The sequence below is a fragment of the Pseudomonas sp. A6 genome, from assembly GCF_052367875.1.
Lineage (GTDB): Bacteria > Pseudomonadota > Gammaproteobacteria > Pseudomonadales > Pseudomonadaceae > Pseudomonas > Pseudomonas citronellolis.
Genome location: NZ_CP198970.1, coordinates 6,679,380 through 6,694,791, shown reverse-complemented (window position 1 = coordinate 6,694,791; position 15,412 = coordinate 6,679,380). Strand labels below are relative to the sequence as shown.

8 protein-coding genes are annotated in these 15,412 nt (G+C 67.4%); 3 read left to right on the top strand and 5 right to left on the bottom strand.

The window, feature by feature from the left end; translation table 11 throughout:
- Window positions 1-13 precede the first annotated feature (13 nt).
- Window positions 14-1,816: an acyl-CoA dehydrogenase gene (locus ACTWJ5_RS29440; RefSeq protein WP_253391065.1), complete on the bottom strand. Its 1,803-nt coding sequence runs from the start codon at window positions 1,814-1,816 to the stop codon at window positions 14-16.
- A 133-nt stretch (window positions 1,817-1,949) separates the two neighbouring features.
- On the opposite strand from ACTWJ5_RS29440, the gene ACTWJ5_RS29435 reads away from it, so the two are divergent.
- Complete coding sequence (locus tag ACTWJ5_RS29435) at window positions 1,950-2,798, top strand: 23S rRNA (adenine(2030)-N(6))-methyltransferase RlmJ (protein WP_116424177.1); 849 nt, start codon at window positions 1,950-1,952, stop codon at window positions 2,796-2,798.
- A gap of 323 nt (window positions 2,799-3,121) precedes the next feature.
- Here the strand turns inward: ACTWJ5_RS29435 and msrA are convergent, their stop codons facing one another.
- The 4 genes from msrA to aceE form a co-directional block, all read right to left on the bottom strand.
- Complete coding sequence (msrA, locus tag ACTWJ5_RS29430; RefSeq protein ID WP_116424178.1) at window positions 3,122-3,769, bottom strand: peptide-methionine (S)-S-oxide reductase MsrA; 648 nt, start codon at window positions 3,767-3,769, stop codon at window positions 3,122-3,124.
- Between the two features lie 82 nt (window positions 3,770-3,851).
- Window positions 3,852-6,539 (bottom strand): putative bifunctional diguanylate cyclase/phosphodiesterase, encoded by a 2,688-nt coding sequence (locus ACTWJ5_RS29425; RefSeq protein WP_444437059.1) that lies wholly within the window; start codon window positions 6,537-6,539, stop codon window positions 3,852-3,854.
- A 301-nt stretch (window positions 6,540-6,840) separates the two neighbouring features.
- Complete coding sequence (aceF, locus tag ACTWJ5_RS29420; protein ID WP_444437058.1) at window positions 6,841-8,481, bottom strand: dihydrolipoyllysine-residue acetyltransferase; 1,641 nt, start codon at window positions 8,479-8,481, stop codon at window positions 6,841-6,843.
- Window positions 8,482-8,492: 11 nt separating this feature from the next.
- Complete coding sequence (gene aceE, locus ACTWJ5_RS29415) at window positions 8,493-11,141, bottom strand: pyruvate dehydrogenase (acetyl-transferring), homodimeric type (RefSeq protein WP_444437057.1); 2,649 nt, start codon at window positions 11,139-11,141, stop codon at window positions 8,493-8,495.
- Window positions 11,142-11,384: 243 nt separating this feature from the next.
- Here aceE and glnE point away from each other — a divergent pair, with 243 nt between their 5' ends.
- Window positions 11,385-14,333 carry a bifunctional [glutamate--ammonia ligase]-adenylyl-L-tyrosine phosphorylase/[glutamate--ammonia-ligase] adenylyltransferase gene (gene glnE / locus ACTWJ5_RS29410; RefSeq protein ID WP_444437056.1) on the top strand — a complete coding sequence of 983 codons (2,949 nt, stop codon included), beginning with the start codon at window positions 11,385-11,387 and terminating at the stop codon, window positions 14,331-14,333.
- Between the two features lie 82 nt (window positions 14,334-14,415).
- A complete protein-coding gene (gene ilvE, locus ACTWJ5_RS29405) occupies window positions 14,416-15,339 on the top strand; it encodes a branched-chain-amino-acid transaminase (RefSeq protein WP_043316973.1) in 924 nt (307 codons plus the stop codon).
- Window positions 15,340-15,412: the final 73 nt, after the last annotated feature.

The following is a 15,412-nucleotide window of genomic DNA, read 5'->3' as shown; positions in this document are numbered from 1 at the left end:
GGGGCAGGCGGGACTAGAACCAGGCGTCCCGCATGCTGGAACAGGTGTCGTCGCGGCTTTCCAGCAGGGCCAGCTCGTGGTGGCAGGACGGCACTTCCCAGGTCAGGAAGTAGCGCGCCGCCTGCAGCTTGCCGCGGTAGAAGTCCTCGTCGGCGGCGTTTCCGGCTGCGAGGCCTTCCTCGGCGCGGATCGCCTGTTCCAGCCAGCGCCAGCCGATGACGGTGTGGCCGAACGCCTTCAGGTACAGCGCCGAGTTGGCCAGGCCCTGGGCGACCTTGCCCTGCATCAGGTCGCCGAGCAGCGCCAGGGTCACTTCCGACAGGCGCGCCAGCAGTTGCTCCAGCGGCTGGCGCAGGGCGTCCAGCGACGGGTACGTCCGGGCGCGTTCGCAGGCCTGGTGGATCAGGCGCGTCAGCTGCTTGAGGCCGGCGCCGCCGTTCTGGCTGAGCTTGCGGCCCAGCAGGTCCAGCGACTGGATGCCGTGGGTGCCTTCGTGGATGGGGTTCAGGCGGTTGTCGCGGTAGTACTGCTCCACCGGATATTCGCGGGTGTAGCCGTGGCCGCCGAGGATCTGGATGGCCAGCTCGTTGGCCTTCAGGCAGAACTCCGAGGGCCAGGACTTGACGATCGGGGTGAGCAGGTCGAGCAACTCGTGGGCCTGCTTGCGCGCTTCCTCGGTGGGCAGCGTCTCGCAGTCGTCCACCAGGCGCGCGGCGTACAGGCCGAGATCGAAGGCGCCCTCGACGTAGGCCTTCTGCGTCAGCAGCATGCGCTTGACGTCGGCGTGCTCGATGATCGAGACCTGCGCCGAGGTCGGGTCCTTGGCGTCCACCGGGCGGCCCTGGGGACGCTCGCGGGCATATTCCAGGGAGTACAGGTAGCCGGCGTAGCCGAGCATGATGGCGCCCATGCCGACGCCGATGCGCGCCTCGTTCATCATCTGGAACATGTAGGCCAGGCCGTGGTGCGGCTTGCCCACCAGGTAGCCGACGCAGTCGCCGTTGTCGCCGAAGTTCAGCGCGGTGGAGGTGGTGCCGCGCCAGCCCATCTTGTGGAACAGCCCGGCCAGGGCCACGTCGTTGCGCTTGCCGAGGCTGCCGTCCGGGTTCACCAGGAACTTGGGCACGATGAACAGCGAGATGCCCTTCACCCCGGGCGGCGCATCCGGCAGCTTGGCCAGCACCATGTGGACTATGTTTTCCGAAAGCGGGTGGTCGCCGCCGGAGATGAAGATCTTGTTGCCGCGGATGCGGTAGCTGCCGTCGGCGTGCGGTTCGGCGCGGGTGCGGATGTCGGCCAGGGACGAGCCGGCGTGGGGCTCGGTCAGGGCCATGGTGCCGAAGAAGCGGCCTTCGATCATCGGCTGCAGGAACAGGCGCTTCTGCTCCTCGTCGCCGAAGGACTCGATCAGGTGGCTGGAGCCCATGCTCAGCATCGGGTAGGACGAAGTGGCGATGTTGGCCGACTGGAAGTGCGCGAAGCAGGCGCGCGACAGCAGGTGCGGCAACTGCATGCCACCCTGTTCGAAGCTGCGCGAGGCATTCTGGAAGCCGGCTTCGTTGAAGGCGTCCACCGCCGGCTTGACCTCGGGGATCAGCACCGCGGCGCCGTCCACGTACTGCGGCTCGTGCTCGTCGTTCTTGCGGTTGTGCGGGGCGAACAGCTCCTCGGCGATGCCGCGGGCGGTGGCCAGGGCGGCGTCGAAGGTCTCGCGGTTGTGGTCGGCGAAACGTTCGCGCTGGGTCAGGGCCTCGGCGTCGAGCACTTCGTAGAGCTCGAAGGCGAGGTTGCGGGAGCTGAGCAGGGTCTCGGACATGGTCGGCCTCCAGGGGAATGGCCGCAGTCTAGTCTGGTGAATGAAGCAGGCACAGCAACATCCATGAGCGTGATAAAGGCCTAAAACAATGCCGGTGCAGCTAAACTGCACGCCCCCAAGGAGTCTGCCGTCCATGAACTACCGCCACGCCTACCACGCCGGCAACCACGCCGACGTCCTCAAGCACCTGGTCCTGTCGCGGATCTTCGCCCTGATGGTGCGCAAGGACACGCCCTTCGCCTTCCTCGACAGCCATTCGGGCATCGGCCTGTACGACCTGCAGGGCGACGAGGCCAGCCGCACCGGCGAGTGGGAAGCGGGCATCGGCCGCCTGTGGCAGCTCGACGAGGTGCCGGAGCTGGCGGCGGACTATATGGAAGTGGTGCGCGCGCTGAACCCCGATGGCGAGCTGCAGTACTACCCCGGCTCGCCCGAGCTGGCGCGGCGCCTGACGCGCTCCCAGGACCGCGTGCACCTGAACGAGCTGCACCCGGAGGACGGCCGCCTGCTCAAGGCCAACATGGGCGGCGAGCGGCGCATCGCCGTGCACCAGAACGACGGCTGGCTGCTGCCGCGGGCGCTGCTGCCGGTGCAGGAAAAACGCGGGGTGCTGCTGATCGACCCGCCCTTCGAGGAGGCCGACGAGCTGGAACGCTGTGTCATCGCGCTGGAAGAGGCCATCGGGCGCATGCGCCAGACGGTGGTGGCGATCTGGTACCCGATCAAGGACGAGCGCCAGCTCAAGCGCTTCTACCAGGGCCTGGAACGCAGCAAGGCGCCCAAGCTGCTGCGCGTCGAACTGCTGGTGCACCCGGCGGACAGCGCCGACCGCCTCAACGGCTCCGGCCTGGCCATCGCCAACCCGCCGTGGCCGCTGGAGGAAGAACTGCGCGAGCTGCTCCCCTGGCTGGCCGAGGTGCTGGCGCAGAGCGAGGGTGGCTGGCGGCTGGATTGGCTGGTCGAGGAAGGACGCTCTTCGTAGGAGCAACTATCTTGCCCGCTGCGCCAGGGTGCTTTTCGTAGGATGGGGTGAGCCTTGGCGAAACCCATGCGGTGGCGGCGATGGGTATCGCTTCGCTCAACGCCATCCTACGACGGCTCGCGAGCAGGGGCCGTTCGCGCCACCGGGGCGTCCGGCGTGGCTGGGGATCCAATCGCGGACAGAGTCCGCTCCTACGCCCGTGCTTCCCTGCAACCGTAGGAGCGGACTCCGTCCGCGATCCGGCCGCCAGGCCGGTACCATGCCCCGCCGAGCGCCGGCGTCTGCCGGCGCCATCGCGGATGAATCCGCTCCTACGGGTCGCGTTATGCCGGCAGGCACACGCCGGTGCCGCGCAGGCCGCAGTAGCCGTTGGGGTTCTTCGCCAGGTATTGCTGGTGGTAGGCCTCGGCGTAGTAGAACGGCGGCACTTCGCGGATTTCGGTGGTGATCTCGCCGTAGCCGCCGGCGTTCAGCTCCTTCTGGAAGGCGGCGCGGCTGGCTTCCACCGCGGCTTTCTGCGCCTGGTCGTACCAGTAGATGGCCGAACGGTACTGGGTGCCGGTGTCGTTGCCCTGGCGCATGCCCTGGGTCGGGTCGTGGGATTCCCAGAACACCTTGAGCAACTGCTCCAGGCTGGTCTGCTGTGGATCGAACACCACCAGCACCACCTCGCTGTGCCCGGTCAGGCCGGAGCAGACTTCGTCGTAGGTGGGGTTGGGCGTCAGACCGCCGGCGTAGCCCACGGCGGTGACCCATACCCCCGGCTGCTGCCAGAAGCGCCGCTCGGCGCCCCAGAAGCAACCCAGGCCGAGGACGATCTGCTGCAGGCCGCCGGGGAACGGCGGGCACAGCGGATGGCCGTTGACGTAGTGGGTTTCCGGCACCGGCATCGGCGCTTCACGGCCGGGCAGGGCCTGGGCCTGGGTGGGCAGTTCCTGCTTGTGCACGAGTATCTGCGAGCGAAGAGTCATGGCCTGGGTCTCCTTTGTCTGGGTGGCGATAGACGCGCGAAGACCCTGGAGATTACAGCCTTTGTCGGAGCTTTGGAGCTTTTCAGTCGCCGCGGCAGGGGTAGCGCTGCAGGCTGCTGGCGAGCTGGGCGCCGGGGATCGGCTTGTCGAACAGGTAGCCCTGGCCGATGTCGCAGCGGTTGCGCCGCAGGAAGGCCAGCTGGGCGGCGGTCTCGACGCCTTCGGCGACCACCTGCAGCTTGAGGTTGTGGGCCATGGCGATCACCGCCGAGGTGATTTCCATGTCGTCCTGGTTGTCGGGGATGTCCTTGATGAAGCTGCGGTCGATCTTGATCACGTCGATGGGGAATTTCTTCAGGTAGCTCAGCGACGAGTAGCCGGTGCCGAAGTCGTCCATGGCCAGGGTCAGGCCCAGTTGCTTGAGGCGTTCGAGCTGCTGCTTGGTGTCGGCGGTGGCGTCCAGCAGCAGGCTTTCGGTCAGCTCCAGCTCCAGGCGCCCGGCCGGCACCTGTTCCTCGTGGAGGATGGCGGCGATGGAGCCGACCAGGTCGGGGTCGCTGAACTGCTTGGGCGACAGGTTGATGGCGATGTTCAGGTCGCCCAGGCCGTTTTCCGCCAGCTCGCGGCCCATGCGGCAGGCCTCGCGGATCACCCACTTGCCGATGGGGATGATCAGCCCGGTTTCCTCGGCCACGCTGATGAACTGGTCCGGGCGGATCATGCCCTTCTCCGGGTGCTGCCAGCGCAGCAGCGCCTCCAGGCCGAGCAACTGGCCGCTGCGCAGGCACAGCTTGGGCTGGTAGTGCACCGCCAGTTCGTTCTGCACCAGGGCGCGGCGCAGGTTGTTCTCGACGAACAGCTTGTGGCTGGCCTCGGCGGTCATTTCCTCGGTGAAGGTCTGCAGCTGGTGCTTGCCGTTGGCCTTGGCCTTGTGCAGGGCGAGGCCGGCGTTCTTCATCAGCGTCTGCGGGTCATGGCCGTGCTGCGGCGCGTAGGCCAGGCCGATGGAGCCGGTGATGTTGATCAGCTGGTTGTCGACGAACAGCGGCTTGTCGAGCACGTCGAGAATCTGCGCCGCCACCCGCTCGCCGCGGCCGGGGCTGGATTCCTCCAGCAGCACGGCGAATTCGTTGCTGGCGAAGCGCGCCAGGGTGGTGCCGTCCACCAGGCTGCTGCGCAGGCGCCGGGCGAGGCTGGCGAGGAGCTTGTCGCCGGTCTGGTGGCCGAGGCTGTCGTTGATCCGCTTGAAGTTGTCGATGTCCACCAGCAGCAGGCCCAGGGGCGGGCCGGAGCCAGCGCGCAGACGCTCTTCCAGCACGTTGATGAAGTAGTGCCGGTTGGCCAGGCCCGTGAGGTTATCGCGGTAGGCGAGCTTCTCGATGTGCTGCTGGGCCAGCTTGCTCTGGGTGATGTCTTCGTAGATGCCGATGTAGTGGGTCAGCTCGCCGTCGTCGGCGTAGACCTTGGACAGCGACAGCTGCCCCCAGTAGGGCTCGAGGTTCTTGCGCCGGCTGCGGAACTCGCCCTGCCAGCTGTTCTGGTTGACCAGGGTGGAGCGCGCGTCGAACAGCAGCTCGCTGAGGTTGGCCAGGGCCGGCACCTCGGCCAGGCGGCGGCCGCGCACTTCGTCGGCGCCGTACTGGGTGATGGCGGTGAAGCTGGGGTTGACGTATTCGATGACGCCGTCGCGGTCGATCAGCAGGAAGGCGCTGGCGCTCTGCTCGACGGCGCGCTGGAACAGGTGCAGGGCGCTGGAGGCGCTGCGCCGCTCGTGGTTCATCAGGACCTGGGCGTACTGGTCGGCCAGCTCGCCGGCGAAGGCGATCTCGTCGCTCTGCCACAGGCGCACCTCGCCGATGTGCTCCAGGCAGAGCACGCCGACCACCTCGCCGCCGACGCGGATGGTGGCGTCGAGCATGGCGCTGATGCCTTGCGGGCGCAGGTAGGCCTCGGCCAGTTCGCGGGTGCGCGGGTCCTGCAGGACGTTGTGGGCGTCGATGGCGCGGCCGCTGTTGATGGCGTCCAGGTAGTTGGGGTAGCGGCTGGCGTCGAAGCCGCGCGGCAGTTCGAACTGGTCGATGTCGCGGCGGTAGACGGCGATCGGCTCCATGTGGTCGTCGGCGGTCAGCCGCCAGATGCCGGCGCGGGCCACGTCGTAGGCCTCGCTGGCGGCCTGGGCGATCAGCTGCGCGGCCTCCAGCAGCGGGTCGCTGGACTGGTAGCGGTGCCGCGCCAGGCGCACGATCAGGTTCTGCTGGGCGCGCGAGCGCACCAGGTGCTGCAGGTGTTCGTCCTGGGAGCGCTGGTACATCTCCAGGGACATCTGCAGGCGCAGGTTCTGTTCCGCCAGCTCGCCCTGGGTTTCCTGGCGGGCGCCTTCCTCGTCCTGCAGCAGGTAGCCGTGGAGCAGTTGGCGGCCGCGTTGCTGGAAGGCCTCGCCGACTTCCAGCAGGTTCAGCACGCCGCGGGGCGTGTGCAGGGCGTAGCGCACCTGGTAGTGGGCGTGCTCCACCAGTTGCTGCTGGATCTGTTCGTGCAGGCGGTGCCGCGCCTCGGGCTCCATCAGGCTGGCGTAGGGGGCGTCGAGCAGGCCGCAGAGTTCGGCGGCGGGCACGCCGAAGGCGCGCTCGCAGGCCGGGTCGAGGAACAGCAGGGTCCAGCTCGGTTCATTCAACCGCTCGAAGCGCAGCAGCCCCAGCCGCGAAGGGATGGGGAGCTGGGTGACAGCCTCGACCGCCGGGCGATTGGCGGTATCGGGATGACTCTTCATGCTCGGCGGTTTTCCACTACTGGGCGAGGTACTTTGCCTCGGCCGACTTCTGTTGGGCGAAGGCAAGGGTGCATGATGCGGTTTTGTCTGACAAGCAATGCCTGTATCGGCGGGACCGGGAGGATTTTGAGCGGCATGCGGGGTGCCGTTGATCGGAGAATGCCATGGGTAATGGCTGTTTGCCATTATGGCGGCCGGCGCGAATAAAAAAAGCCCCGTCATCCGACAGGGCTGGAGAGAACGAGCGTGGCGTGCTCGTTGGTAGAAAGCGATCGGCCCCCTGTAAAGGGGGCCGATGCGGTTACAGCAGCAGGGTGCGGATGTCGCCGAGCAGCTCGCCCAGGCGCTTGGTGAAGCGCGCGGCGGCGGCGCCGTTGATCACCCGGTGATCGTAGGACAGCGACAGCGGCAGCATCAGGCGCGGCTGGAAGGCCTTGCCGTCCCAGACCGGCTGCATGGTCGCCTTGCTCACACCCAGGATCGCCACTTCCGGCGCATTGACGATCGGCGTGAAGCCGGTGCCGCCGATGTGGCCGAGGCTGGAGATGGTGAAGCAGGCGCCCTGCATGGCGTCGGCCGAGAGCTTCTTGGTGCGCGCCTTTTCCGCCAGTTCGGCGGCTTCGGCGGCCAGCTGCAGCAGGCTTTTCTGGTCGACGTCGCGGATCACCGGCACCAGCAAGCCGTCCGGGGTGTCCACGGCGAAGCCGATGTGCACGTACTTCTTGCGGATCAGCGCCTTGCCGCTGGGGGCCAGGGAGCTGTTGAAGTCCGGCAGTTCCTTGAGCAGGTGGGCGCAGGCCTTGAGCAGGATCGGCAGCACGGTCAGCTTGACGCCGGCCTTCTCGGCAGCGGCCTTCTGCGCGACGCGGAAGGCTTCCATGTCGGTGATGTCCGACTGGTCGAACTGGGTCACGTGGGGCACGTTCAGCCAGCTGCGGTGCAGGTTGGCGGCGCCGACCTGCATCAGGCGGGTCATGGCCACTTCTTCCACTTCGCCGAACTTGCTGAAGTCGACTTCCGGGATCGGCGGGATGCCCGCGCCACCGCTGGCGCCGCCGGCCGGGGCCGACTTGGCGCGCTGCAGCTGTTCCTTGACGAACAGTTGCACGTCTTCCTTGAGGATGCGGCCTTTCGGACCGGTGGCCTTCACTTCGGCCAGCTCGACGCCGAACTCGCGGGCCAGCATGCGCACGGCCGGGCCGGCATGCACCTTGGCGCCGTCGCGGCTGGGCGCGCCGACCGGGGCCGGGGTTTCGGCCTTGGCGGCCGGAGCCGGAGCAGTGGCAGCCGGAGCGGCCGGTGCAGCAGCCGGAGCCGGCGCGGCGGCCGGTTGTTCGGCGGCGGCCGGGGCAGCGGCGCCCGCGACCTTGAGCTTGAGGATCAGGTCGCTGGTGCCGACTTCGTCACCGACCTTGATCGACACGCTTTCCACCACGCCGGCGGCCGGCGAGGGGATTTCCATGCTGGCCTTGTCCGATTCCAGGGTGATCAGCGACTGGTCGGCCTCGACCGTGTCGCCGGCTTTCACCATGACCTCGATGACGTTGGCCTTGCCCGCCGAGCCGATGTCCGGGACGGCGATGTCCTGGACGCTGGCCGCTGCCGCCGGGGCGGCGACAGGCGCGGCTGCGGCGGCCGGGGCAGGAACCTCGGCCTTGGGTGCTTCGGCGGCAGGGGTAGGCGCTGCGGCCGGAGCCTCGGCTGCGCCACCCTCGACTTCCAGCTCGAGAATCTCGTCGCCTTCCTTCAGGGTGTCGCCCACCTTGACCTTCAGGCTCTTCACCACGCCAGCCTTGGGCGAGGGGATTTCCATGCTGGCCTTGTCGGATTCCAGGGTCAGCAGGCTCTGGTCGGCCTCGACCTTGTCGCCGACCTTGACCAGCAGTTCGATGACTTCACCCTGACCGTTGCCGATGTCGGGTACGCGGATCAGCTCACTCACAATGCGTCTCCTCAGCAGTCCAGCGGGTTGCGTTTGTCCGGATCGATACCGAACTTGGCGATGGCCTCGGCCACCACCTTGGCATCGATGTCGCCACGGTCGGCCAGGGCTTCCAGCGCGGCCAGAACGACCCAGCGGCGGTCCACTTCGAAGAAGTCACGCAGCTTGCGACGGCTGTCGCTGCGGCCGAAACCGTCGGTACCCAGGACCTTGTACTCCTTGCTCGGCACCCACTGGCGGATCTGCTCGGCGTACAGCTTCATGTAGTCGGTGGAGGCGATGACCGGGCCCTTGCGGCCGCCCAGGCATTCCTCGACGTAGCTCAGCTTGGGCTTCTGGCCCGGGTGCAGGCGGTTGAAGCGTTCCACGGCCAGGCCGTCGCGGCGCAGTTCGTTGAAGCTGGGCACCGACCAGACGTCGGCGCCGATGCCGAAGTCCTCGCGGAGGATCTTCGCCGCGGCTTCCACTTCGCGCAGGATGGTGCCCGAGCCCAGCAGTTGCACGTGGTGAGCGGCGTCCTTCTTGTCCTCGTCGAGGAGGTACATGCCCTTGATGATGCCTTCCTCCACGCCCTTGGGCATGGCCGGCTGGACGTAGTTCTCGTTCATCACGGTGATGTAGTAGAAGATGTCCTGCTGCTCTTCGATCATCTGCCGCGAGCCTTCGCGGATGATCACCGCCAGCTCGTAGGCGTAGGTCGGATCGTAGGTGCGGCAGTTCGGGATGGTCCCGGCGAGGATGTGGCTGTGGCCGTCCTCGTGCTGCAGGCCTTCGCCGTTCAGGGTGGTGCGGCCGGCGGTGCCGCCGACCAGGAAGCCGTGGGCGCGGCTGTCGCCGGCGGCCCAGGCCAGGTCGCCGATACGCTGGAAGCCGAACATCGAATAGAAGATGTAGAACGGCAGCATCGGCTGGTTGTGGGTGGAGTACGAGGTGCCGGCGGCGATCCAGCTGGACATGGCGCCGGCCTCGTTGATGCCTTCCTCGAGGATCTGGCCCTTCTTGTCCTCGCGGTAGAACATCACCTGGTCCTTATCCACCGGCTCGTACAGCTGGCCGACGGAGGAGTAGATGCCGAGCTGGCGGAACATGCCTTCCATGCCGAAGGTACGCGCCTCGTCAGGCACGATCGGCACGATGCGCGGGCCGAGTTCCTTGTCCTTGACCAGCTGCGAGATGATCCGCACGAAGGCCATGGTGGTGGAGATTTCGCGGTCGCCCGAGCCGTCGAGGATGGCCTTGAGGGTTTCCAGCGGGGGAACCGGGACCTGGAAGCTCTTCTCGCGGCGCACCGGCATCACGCCACCCAGGGCGGCGCGGCGCTCGGCCAGGTACTTGGCCTCGGCGCTGCCTTCTTCGGGGCGGTAGAACGGCAGGTTTTCCAGGTCGGCATCCTTGATCGGGATGTCGAACTTGTCGCGGAACGACTTCAGGCTCTCGACGTCGACCTTCTTGACGTTGTGCGCGATGTTCTTCGCTTCGCCCGAGCCGGTGCCATAGCCCTTGATGGTCTTGGCCAGGATGACGGTCGGCTGGCCCTTGTGGTTGACCGCCTGGTGGTAGGCCGCATAGACCTTGTAGGGGTCGTGGCCGCCACGGTTGAGCTTCCAGACTTCCTCGTCGGAGAGGTCCTTGACCATCTCCAGCAGCTCCGGACGCGCACCGAAGAAGTGCTCGCGCACGTAGGCGCCGTCTTTCGCCTTGTAGTTCTGGTATTCGCCGTCGATGACTTCATCCATGCGCGCCTGCAGCAGGCCGGCGGTGTCCTTGGCGAACAGCGGGTCCCAGAAGCGGCCCCAGATGACCTTGTTGACGTTCCACTCGGCGCCGCGGAACACGCCTTCGAGTTCCTGGATGATCTTGCCGTTGCCGCGCACCGGGCCGTCGAGGCGCTGCAGGTTGCAGTTGATGACGAAGATCAGGTTGTCCAGCTTCTCGCGGCCGGCCAGGGAGATGGCGCCCAGGGATTCGGGCTCGTCGCACTCGCCGTCGCCCATGAAGCACCAGACCTTCTGCTTGCCGGCGGGGATGAAGCCGCGGCTCTCCAGGTACTTCATGAAACGCGCCTGGTAGATCGCCTGGATCGGGCCCAGGCCCATGGATACGGTGGGGAACTGCCAGAAGTCCGGCATCAGCCAGGGGTGCGGGTAGGAGGACAGGCCGTGGCCATCCACTTCCTGGCGGAAGTTGTTCAGCTGGTCTTCGCTGATGCGGCCTTCGAGGAAGGCGCGGGCGTACACGCCGGGGGAGGCGTGGCCCTGGAAGAACACCAGGTCGCCGCCGTGTTCGTCGGTCGGGGCCTGGAAGAAGTAGTTGAAGCCGATGTCGTAGAGCGTCGCCGAGGAAGCGAAGGAGGAGATGTGGCCGCCCAGATCCGGGTCGTGCTTGTTCGCCTTCATCACCATGGCCAGCGCGTTCCAGCGGACCAGCGAGCGAATGCGGCGTTCCATGAACAGGTCGCCGGGCATGCGTGCTTCGTGGGTCACTGGGATGGTGTTGCGGTAGGGCGTGGTGATGGCGTAGGGCAGTTGGGTGCCGGACCGGCTGGCCAGCTCGCCCATGCGGGTCATCAGGTAGTGGGCGCGGTCTTCACCTTCACGGTCCAGGACCGATTCCAGGGCGTCCAGCCATTCCTGGGTTTCGACGGGATCAAGGTCTTGCATGGCTTGCTCCAGGGCGGAAAGGCTTCCAGAATCGAAAGCCAGTAGATCGTTGCCGATAGCAGCGCCGGCCTCGTGGGCGACGCCGCGAATTCTTGGAAGTGCACCGGGGGTGGTTCCGGCGGGTTGTAGTTTTACTACAAAACGCGACTGGATACAGCCCTTGGGCGAAAAAAGTTAGTAGTAAAACTACAGGCGCCCGAATGGCGGGGCTTCCGCGGGGTTGCCGTTCATCAGGATCGATGCATGACTCTGCCGTCCCGGGCCGCCTTGCCGGCCACCTTGAAGCCCCTCGCCGAGCGCGCGGGGCAGACCTTCAGCACCGCCGTAGCCGATCTTCCCGCCGAAAACGCCGCCCTTTATGAGCAGTGGTCCGCCGAGCGCCACGCCGACTTCGCCCAGGTCTGCGCCGCCAGCGACTTCGTCGCCGAGCAGGCGGCGCGCGATGCCGCGGCCTTCCTCGAGCTGGTGGCCAGCGGCCAGCTGGACCGGCCGCTGGAGCGCGGCGAGATGCGCGCGCAACTGGAGGCGCTGCTGGCCGACTGCGCCGACGAGGACGAGTTGGGCCGCCGCCTGCGCCGCTTCCGCCGACGCCAGCAGATACGCATCGTCTGGCGCGACCTGACCCGCGTCAGCGACCTGGCCGGCACCTGCCGCGACCTGTCGGACCTCGCCGACAACGGCATCGACCTGGCCTACCGCTGGCTCTACGAAAGGCACTGCCAGCAGTTCGGCACGCCCATCGGCAACCGCTCCGGCCTGCCGCAGCAATTGGTGGTGCTGGGCATGGGCAAGCTGGGCGCCGGTGAGCTGAACCTGTCCTCGGACATCGACCTGATCTTCGGCTACCCCGAGGGCGGCGAGACCCAGGGCGCCCGCCGCGCCCTGGACAATCAGGAGTTCTTCACCCGCCTGGGGCAGAAGCTGATCAAGGCGCTGGACGCCATCACCGTCGAAGGCTTCGTCTTCCGCGTCGACATGCGCCTGCGCCCCTACGGCTCCAGCGGCCCGCTGGTGCACAGCTTCGCCGCGCTGGAGCAGTACTACCAGGACCAGGGCCGCGACTGGGAGCGCTACGCGATGATCAAGGCGCGGGTGGTCGGCGGCGACCAGGACGCCGGCCAGCGCCTGCTGGAGCTGCTGCGGCCGTTCGTCTACCGGCGCTACCTGGACTTCTCGGCCATCGAAGCGCTGCGCAACATGAAGCAGCTGATCCAGCAGGAGGTGCGGCGCAAGGGCATGAGCGAGAACATCAAGCTCGGCGCCGGCGGCATCCGCGAGGTGGAGTTCATCGCCCAGGCCTTCCAGCTGATCCACGGCGGCCGCGACCTGAGCCTGCAGCAGCGGCCGCTGCTGCGGGTGCTGGCGACCCTCGAAGGGCAGGGCTACCTGCCGCCGGCGGTGGTCGCCGAGCTGCGCGAGGGCTACCAGTTCCTGCGCTACGCCGAGCACGCCCTGCAGGCCATCGACGACCGGCAGACGCAGATGCTGCCGGAGGACGAGCTGTCGCGCATCCGCGTCGCCTTCATCATGGGCTTCGCCAACTGGTCCGCGTTCCACGAGGCGATCAACCACTGGCGCGAGCGCGTCGACTGGCACTTCCGCCAGGTAATCGCCGACCCCGACGAGGACGAGGGCGGCGAGAGCGAAGGCGCCACGCCCGGTGCCGAGTGGCTGCCGCTGTGGGAGGAGCAGGTGGACGAGGAATCCGCCTGCCGGCAGCTGGCCGACGCCGGTTTCGCCGAGCCGGCGGCGGCCTTCAAGCGGCTCATCGACCTGCGCCACGGCAACCAGGTGCGGGCCATGCAGCGCCTGGGCCGCGAGCGCCTGGACGCCTTCGTCCCGCGGCTGTTGAACATGCTCGCCGAGCACGAGAAGCCGGACCTGACCCTGGAGCGCGTGCTGCCCCTGGTGGAGGCGGTGGCGCGGCGCTCGGCCTACCTGGTGCTGCTCACCGAGAACCCCGGCGCCCTGGAGCGCCTGCTGACGCTGTGCGCGGCCAGCCCGATGGTGGCCGAGCAGATCGCCAAGTTCCCCATCCTGCTGGACGAACTGCTTAATGAAGGACGTCTGCTCAGCCCGCCGCAGGCGCCGGAGCTGATCGCCGAGCTGCGCGAGCGGCTGATGCGCATCCCCGAGGATGACCTCGAACAGCAGATGGAGACCCTCCGTCACTTCAAGCTGGCCCACGGCCTGCGCGTGGTGGCCTCGGAGATCGCCGGCACCCTGCCGCTGATGAAGGTCAGCGACTACCTGACCTGGCTCGCCGAGGCCATCCTCGAACAGGTCCTGGCCCTGGCCTGGCACCAGCTGGTGCAGCGCCACGGCCGGCCGCTGCGCGCCGACGGCACGCCCTGCGACACCGACTTCATCATCGTCGGCTACGGCAAGGTCGGCGGCCTGGAGCTGGGCCACGGCTCGGACCTGGACCTGGTGTTCATCCACGACGGCGACCCGCAGCGCGAGACCGACGGCGCCAAGCCCATCGACGGTTCGCAGTTCTTCACCCGCCTGGGGCAGAAGATCATCCACTTCCTGACTACGCAGACCACTTCCGGCGCGCTCTACGAGGTGGACATGCGCCTGCGCCCCAGCGGCGCCGCCGGCCTGCTGGTGAGTTCGCTGGCGGCCTTCCAGGCCTACCAGCAGAACGAGGCCTGGACCTGGGAGCACCAGGCCCTGGTGCGCGCCCGCGTGCTGGCCGGCAGTGCGCGGGTGGCCGAAGCCTTCGAGGGCATCCGCGCCGCGGTGGTCGGGCAGCACCGCGACCTGGCCGAGCTGCGCCGGGAAGTCAGCGAGATGCGCGCGAAGATGCGCGACAACCTGGGCACCCCCGCGACCGCCGCCGGCACCGCGCCGAATGCCTTCGAAGCCGCGGCGCCCTTCGATCTCAAGCAGGATGCCGGTGGTATCGTCGATATCGAATTTATGGTGCAATATGCGGCCCTTGCCTGGTCGTGGCAGCACCCGGAGTTGCTGCAGTTCACCGACAACATCCGCATCCTGGAAGGGTTGGAGCGGGCTGGCCTGATCGCCAGCGAGGACGTCCGTTTCCTGCAGGAGGCCTACAAGGCCTATCGCGCAGCCGCGCACCGTCTGGCGCTGCAGAAACAGCCAGGGGTAGTGGGCGGCGACCGTTTCCATGAAGAACGCCGCGGAGTGATGCGGATCTGGCGCGAGCTCGAGCTCGCCTGATCCCGGGCAGTACGCACAGGTCGCCGGCGGGGCTGGGTTCCGCGGCGACCGGACGACGAATTTCTGTGAGGAGCTGGCAAATATGTCGATGGCCGATCGTGATGGCGTGATCTGGTATGACGGCGAACTGGTGCAGTGGCGCGACGCGACCACCCACGTTCTGACCCACACCCTGCACTACGGCATGGGCGTGTTCGAGGGCGTGCGCGCCTACAACACCCCGCAGGGCACCGCGATCTTCCGCCTGCAGGCCCACACCGACCGTCTCTTCGACTCGGCGCACATCATGAACATGAAGATGCCGTTCACCAAGGAAGAGATCAACGAAGCGACCCGCGCCGCGGTCCGCGAGAACAACCTGGAAAGCGCCTACATCCGCCCGATGGTGTTCTACGGAAGCGAAGGCATGGGCCTGCGCGCCGCCGGCCTGAAGGTCCACGTGATCGTCGCCGCCTGGCACTGGGGCGCCTACATGGGCGACGACGCCCTGGAGCAGGGCATCAAGGTGCGCACCAGCTCCTTCACCCGCCACCACGTGAACATCTCCATGACCCGCGCCAAGTCCAACGGCGCCTACATCAACTCGATGCTGGCCCTGCAGGAAGCCATCTCCGGCGGCGCCGACGAGGCCATGATGCTGGACCCCGAAGGCTACGTGGCCGAAGGCTCGGGCGAGAACATCTTCATCATCAAGGACGGCGTGATCTACACCCCGGAAGTCACCGCCTGCCTGAACGGCATCACCCGCAACACCGTGCTGACCCTGGCCGACGAGCTGGGCATCAAGGTGGTGGAGAAGCGCATCACCCGCGACGAGGTGTACATCGCCGACGAGGCCTTCTTCACCGGCACCGCCGCCGAAGTCACCCCGATCCGCGAGGTGGACGGCCGGCAGATCGGCATCGGCCGCCGCGGCCCGGTGACCGAGCGACTGCAGAAGGCCTACTTCGACCTGGTCACCGGCAAGACCAGCGCCCATCCGGAGTGGCGCACACTGGTCAAATAAACGGCCTGAGGCCGCAGGCTCCAGGCTGCAGGCGTTCTGCCTTGTACCTGCAGCCTGCCGCCTATAGCCTGCA

Excerpts from the sequence above, each read along its gene's own strand:
- ACTWJ5_RS29440 (WP_253391065.1), bottom strand. The coding sequence starts at position 1,816 with ATGTCCGAGACCCTGCTCAGCTCCCGCAACCTCGCCTTCGAGCTCTAC.
- ACTWJ5_RS29435 (WP_116424177.1), top strand. The coding sequence starts at position 1,950 with ATGAACTACCGCCACGCCTACCACGCCGGCAACCACGCCGACGTCCTC.
- msrA (WP_116424178.1), bottom strand. The coding sequence starts at position 3,769 with ATGACTCTTCGCTCGCAGATACTCGTGCACAAGCAGGAACTGCCCACC.
- ACTWJ5_RS29425 (WP_444437059.1), bottom strand. The coding sequence starts at position 6,539 with ATGAAGAGTCATCCCGATACCGCCAATCGCCCGGCGGTCGAGGCTGTC.
- aceE (WP_444437057.1), bottom strand. The coding sequence starts at position 11,141 with ATGCAAGACCTTGATCCCGTCGAAACCCAGGAATGGCTGGACGCCCTG.
- glnE (WP_444437056.1), top strand. The coding sequence starts at position 11,385 with ATGACTCTGCCGTCCCGGGCCGCCTTGCCGGCCACCTTGAAGCCCCTC.
- ilvE (WP_043316973.1), top strand. The coding sequence starts at position 14,416 with ATGTCGATGGCCGATCGTGATGGCGTGATCTGGTATGACGGCGAACTG.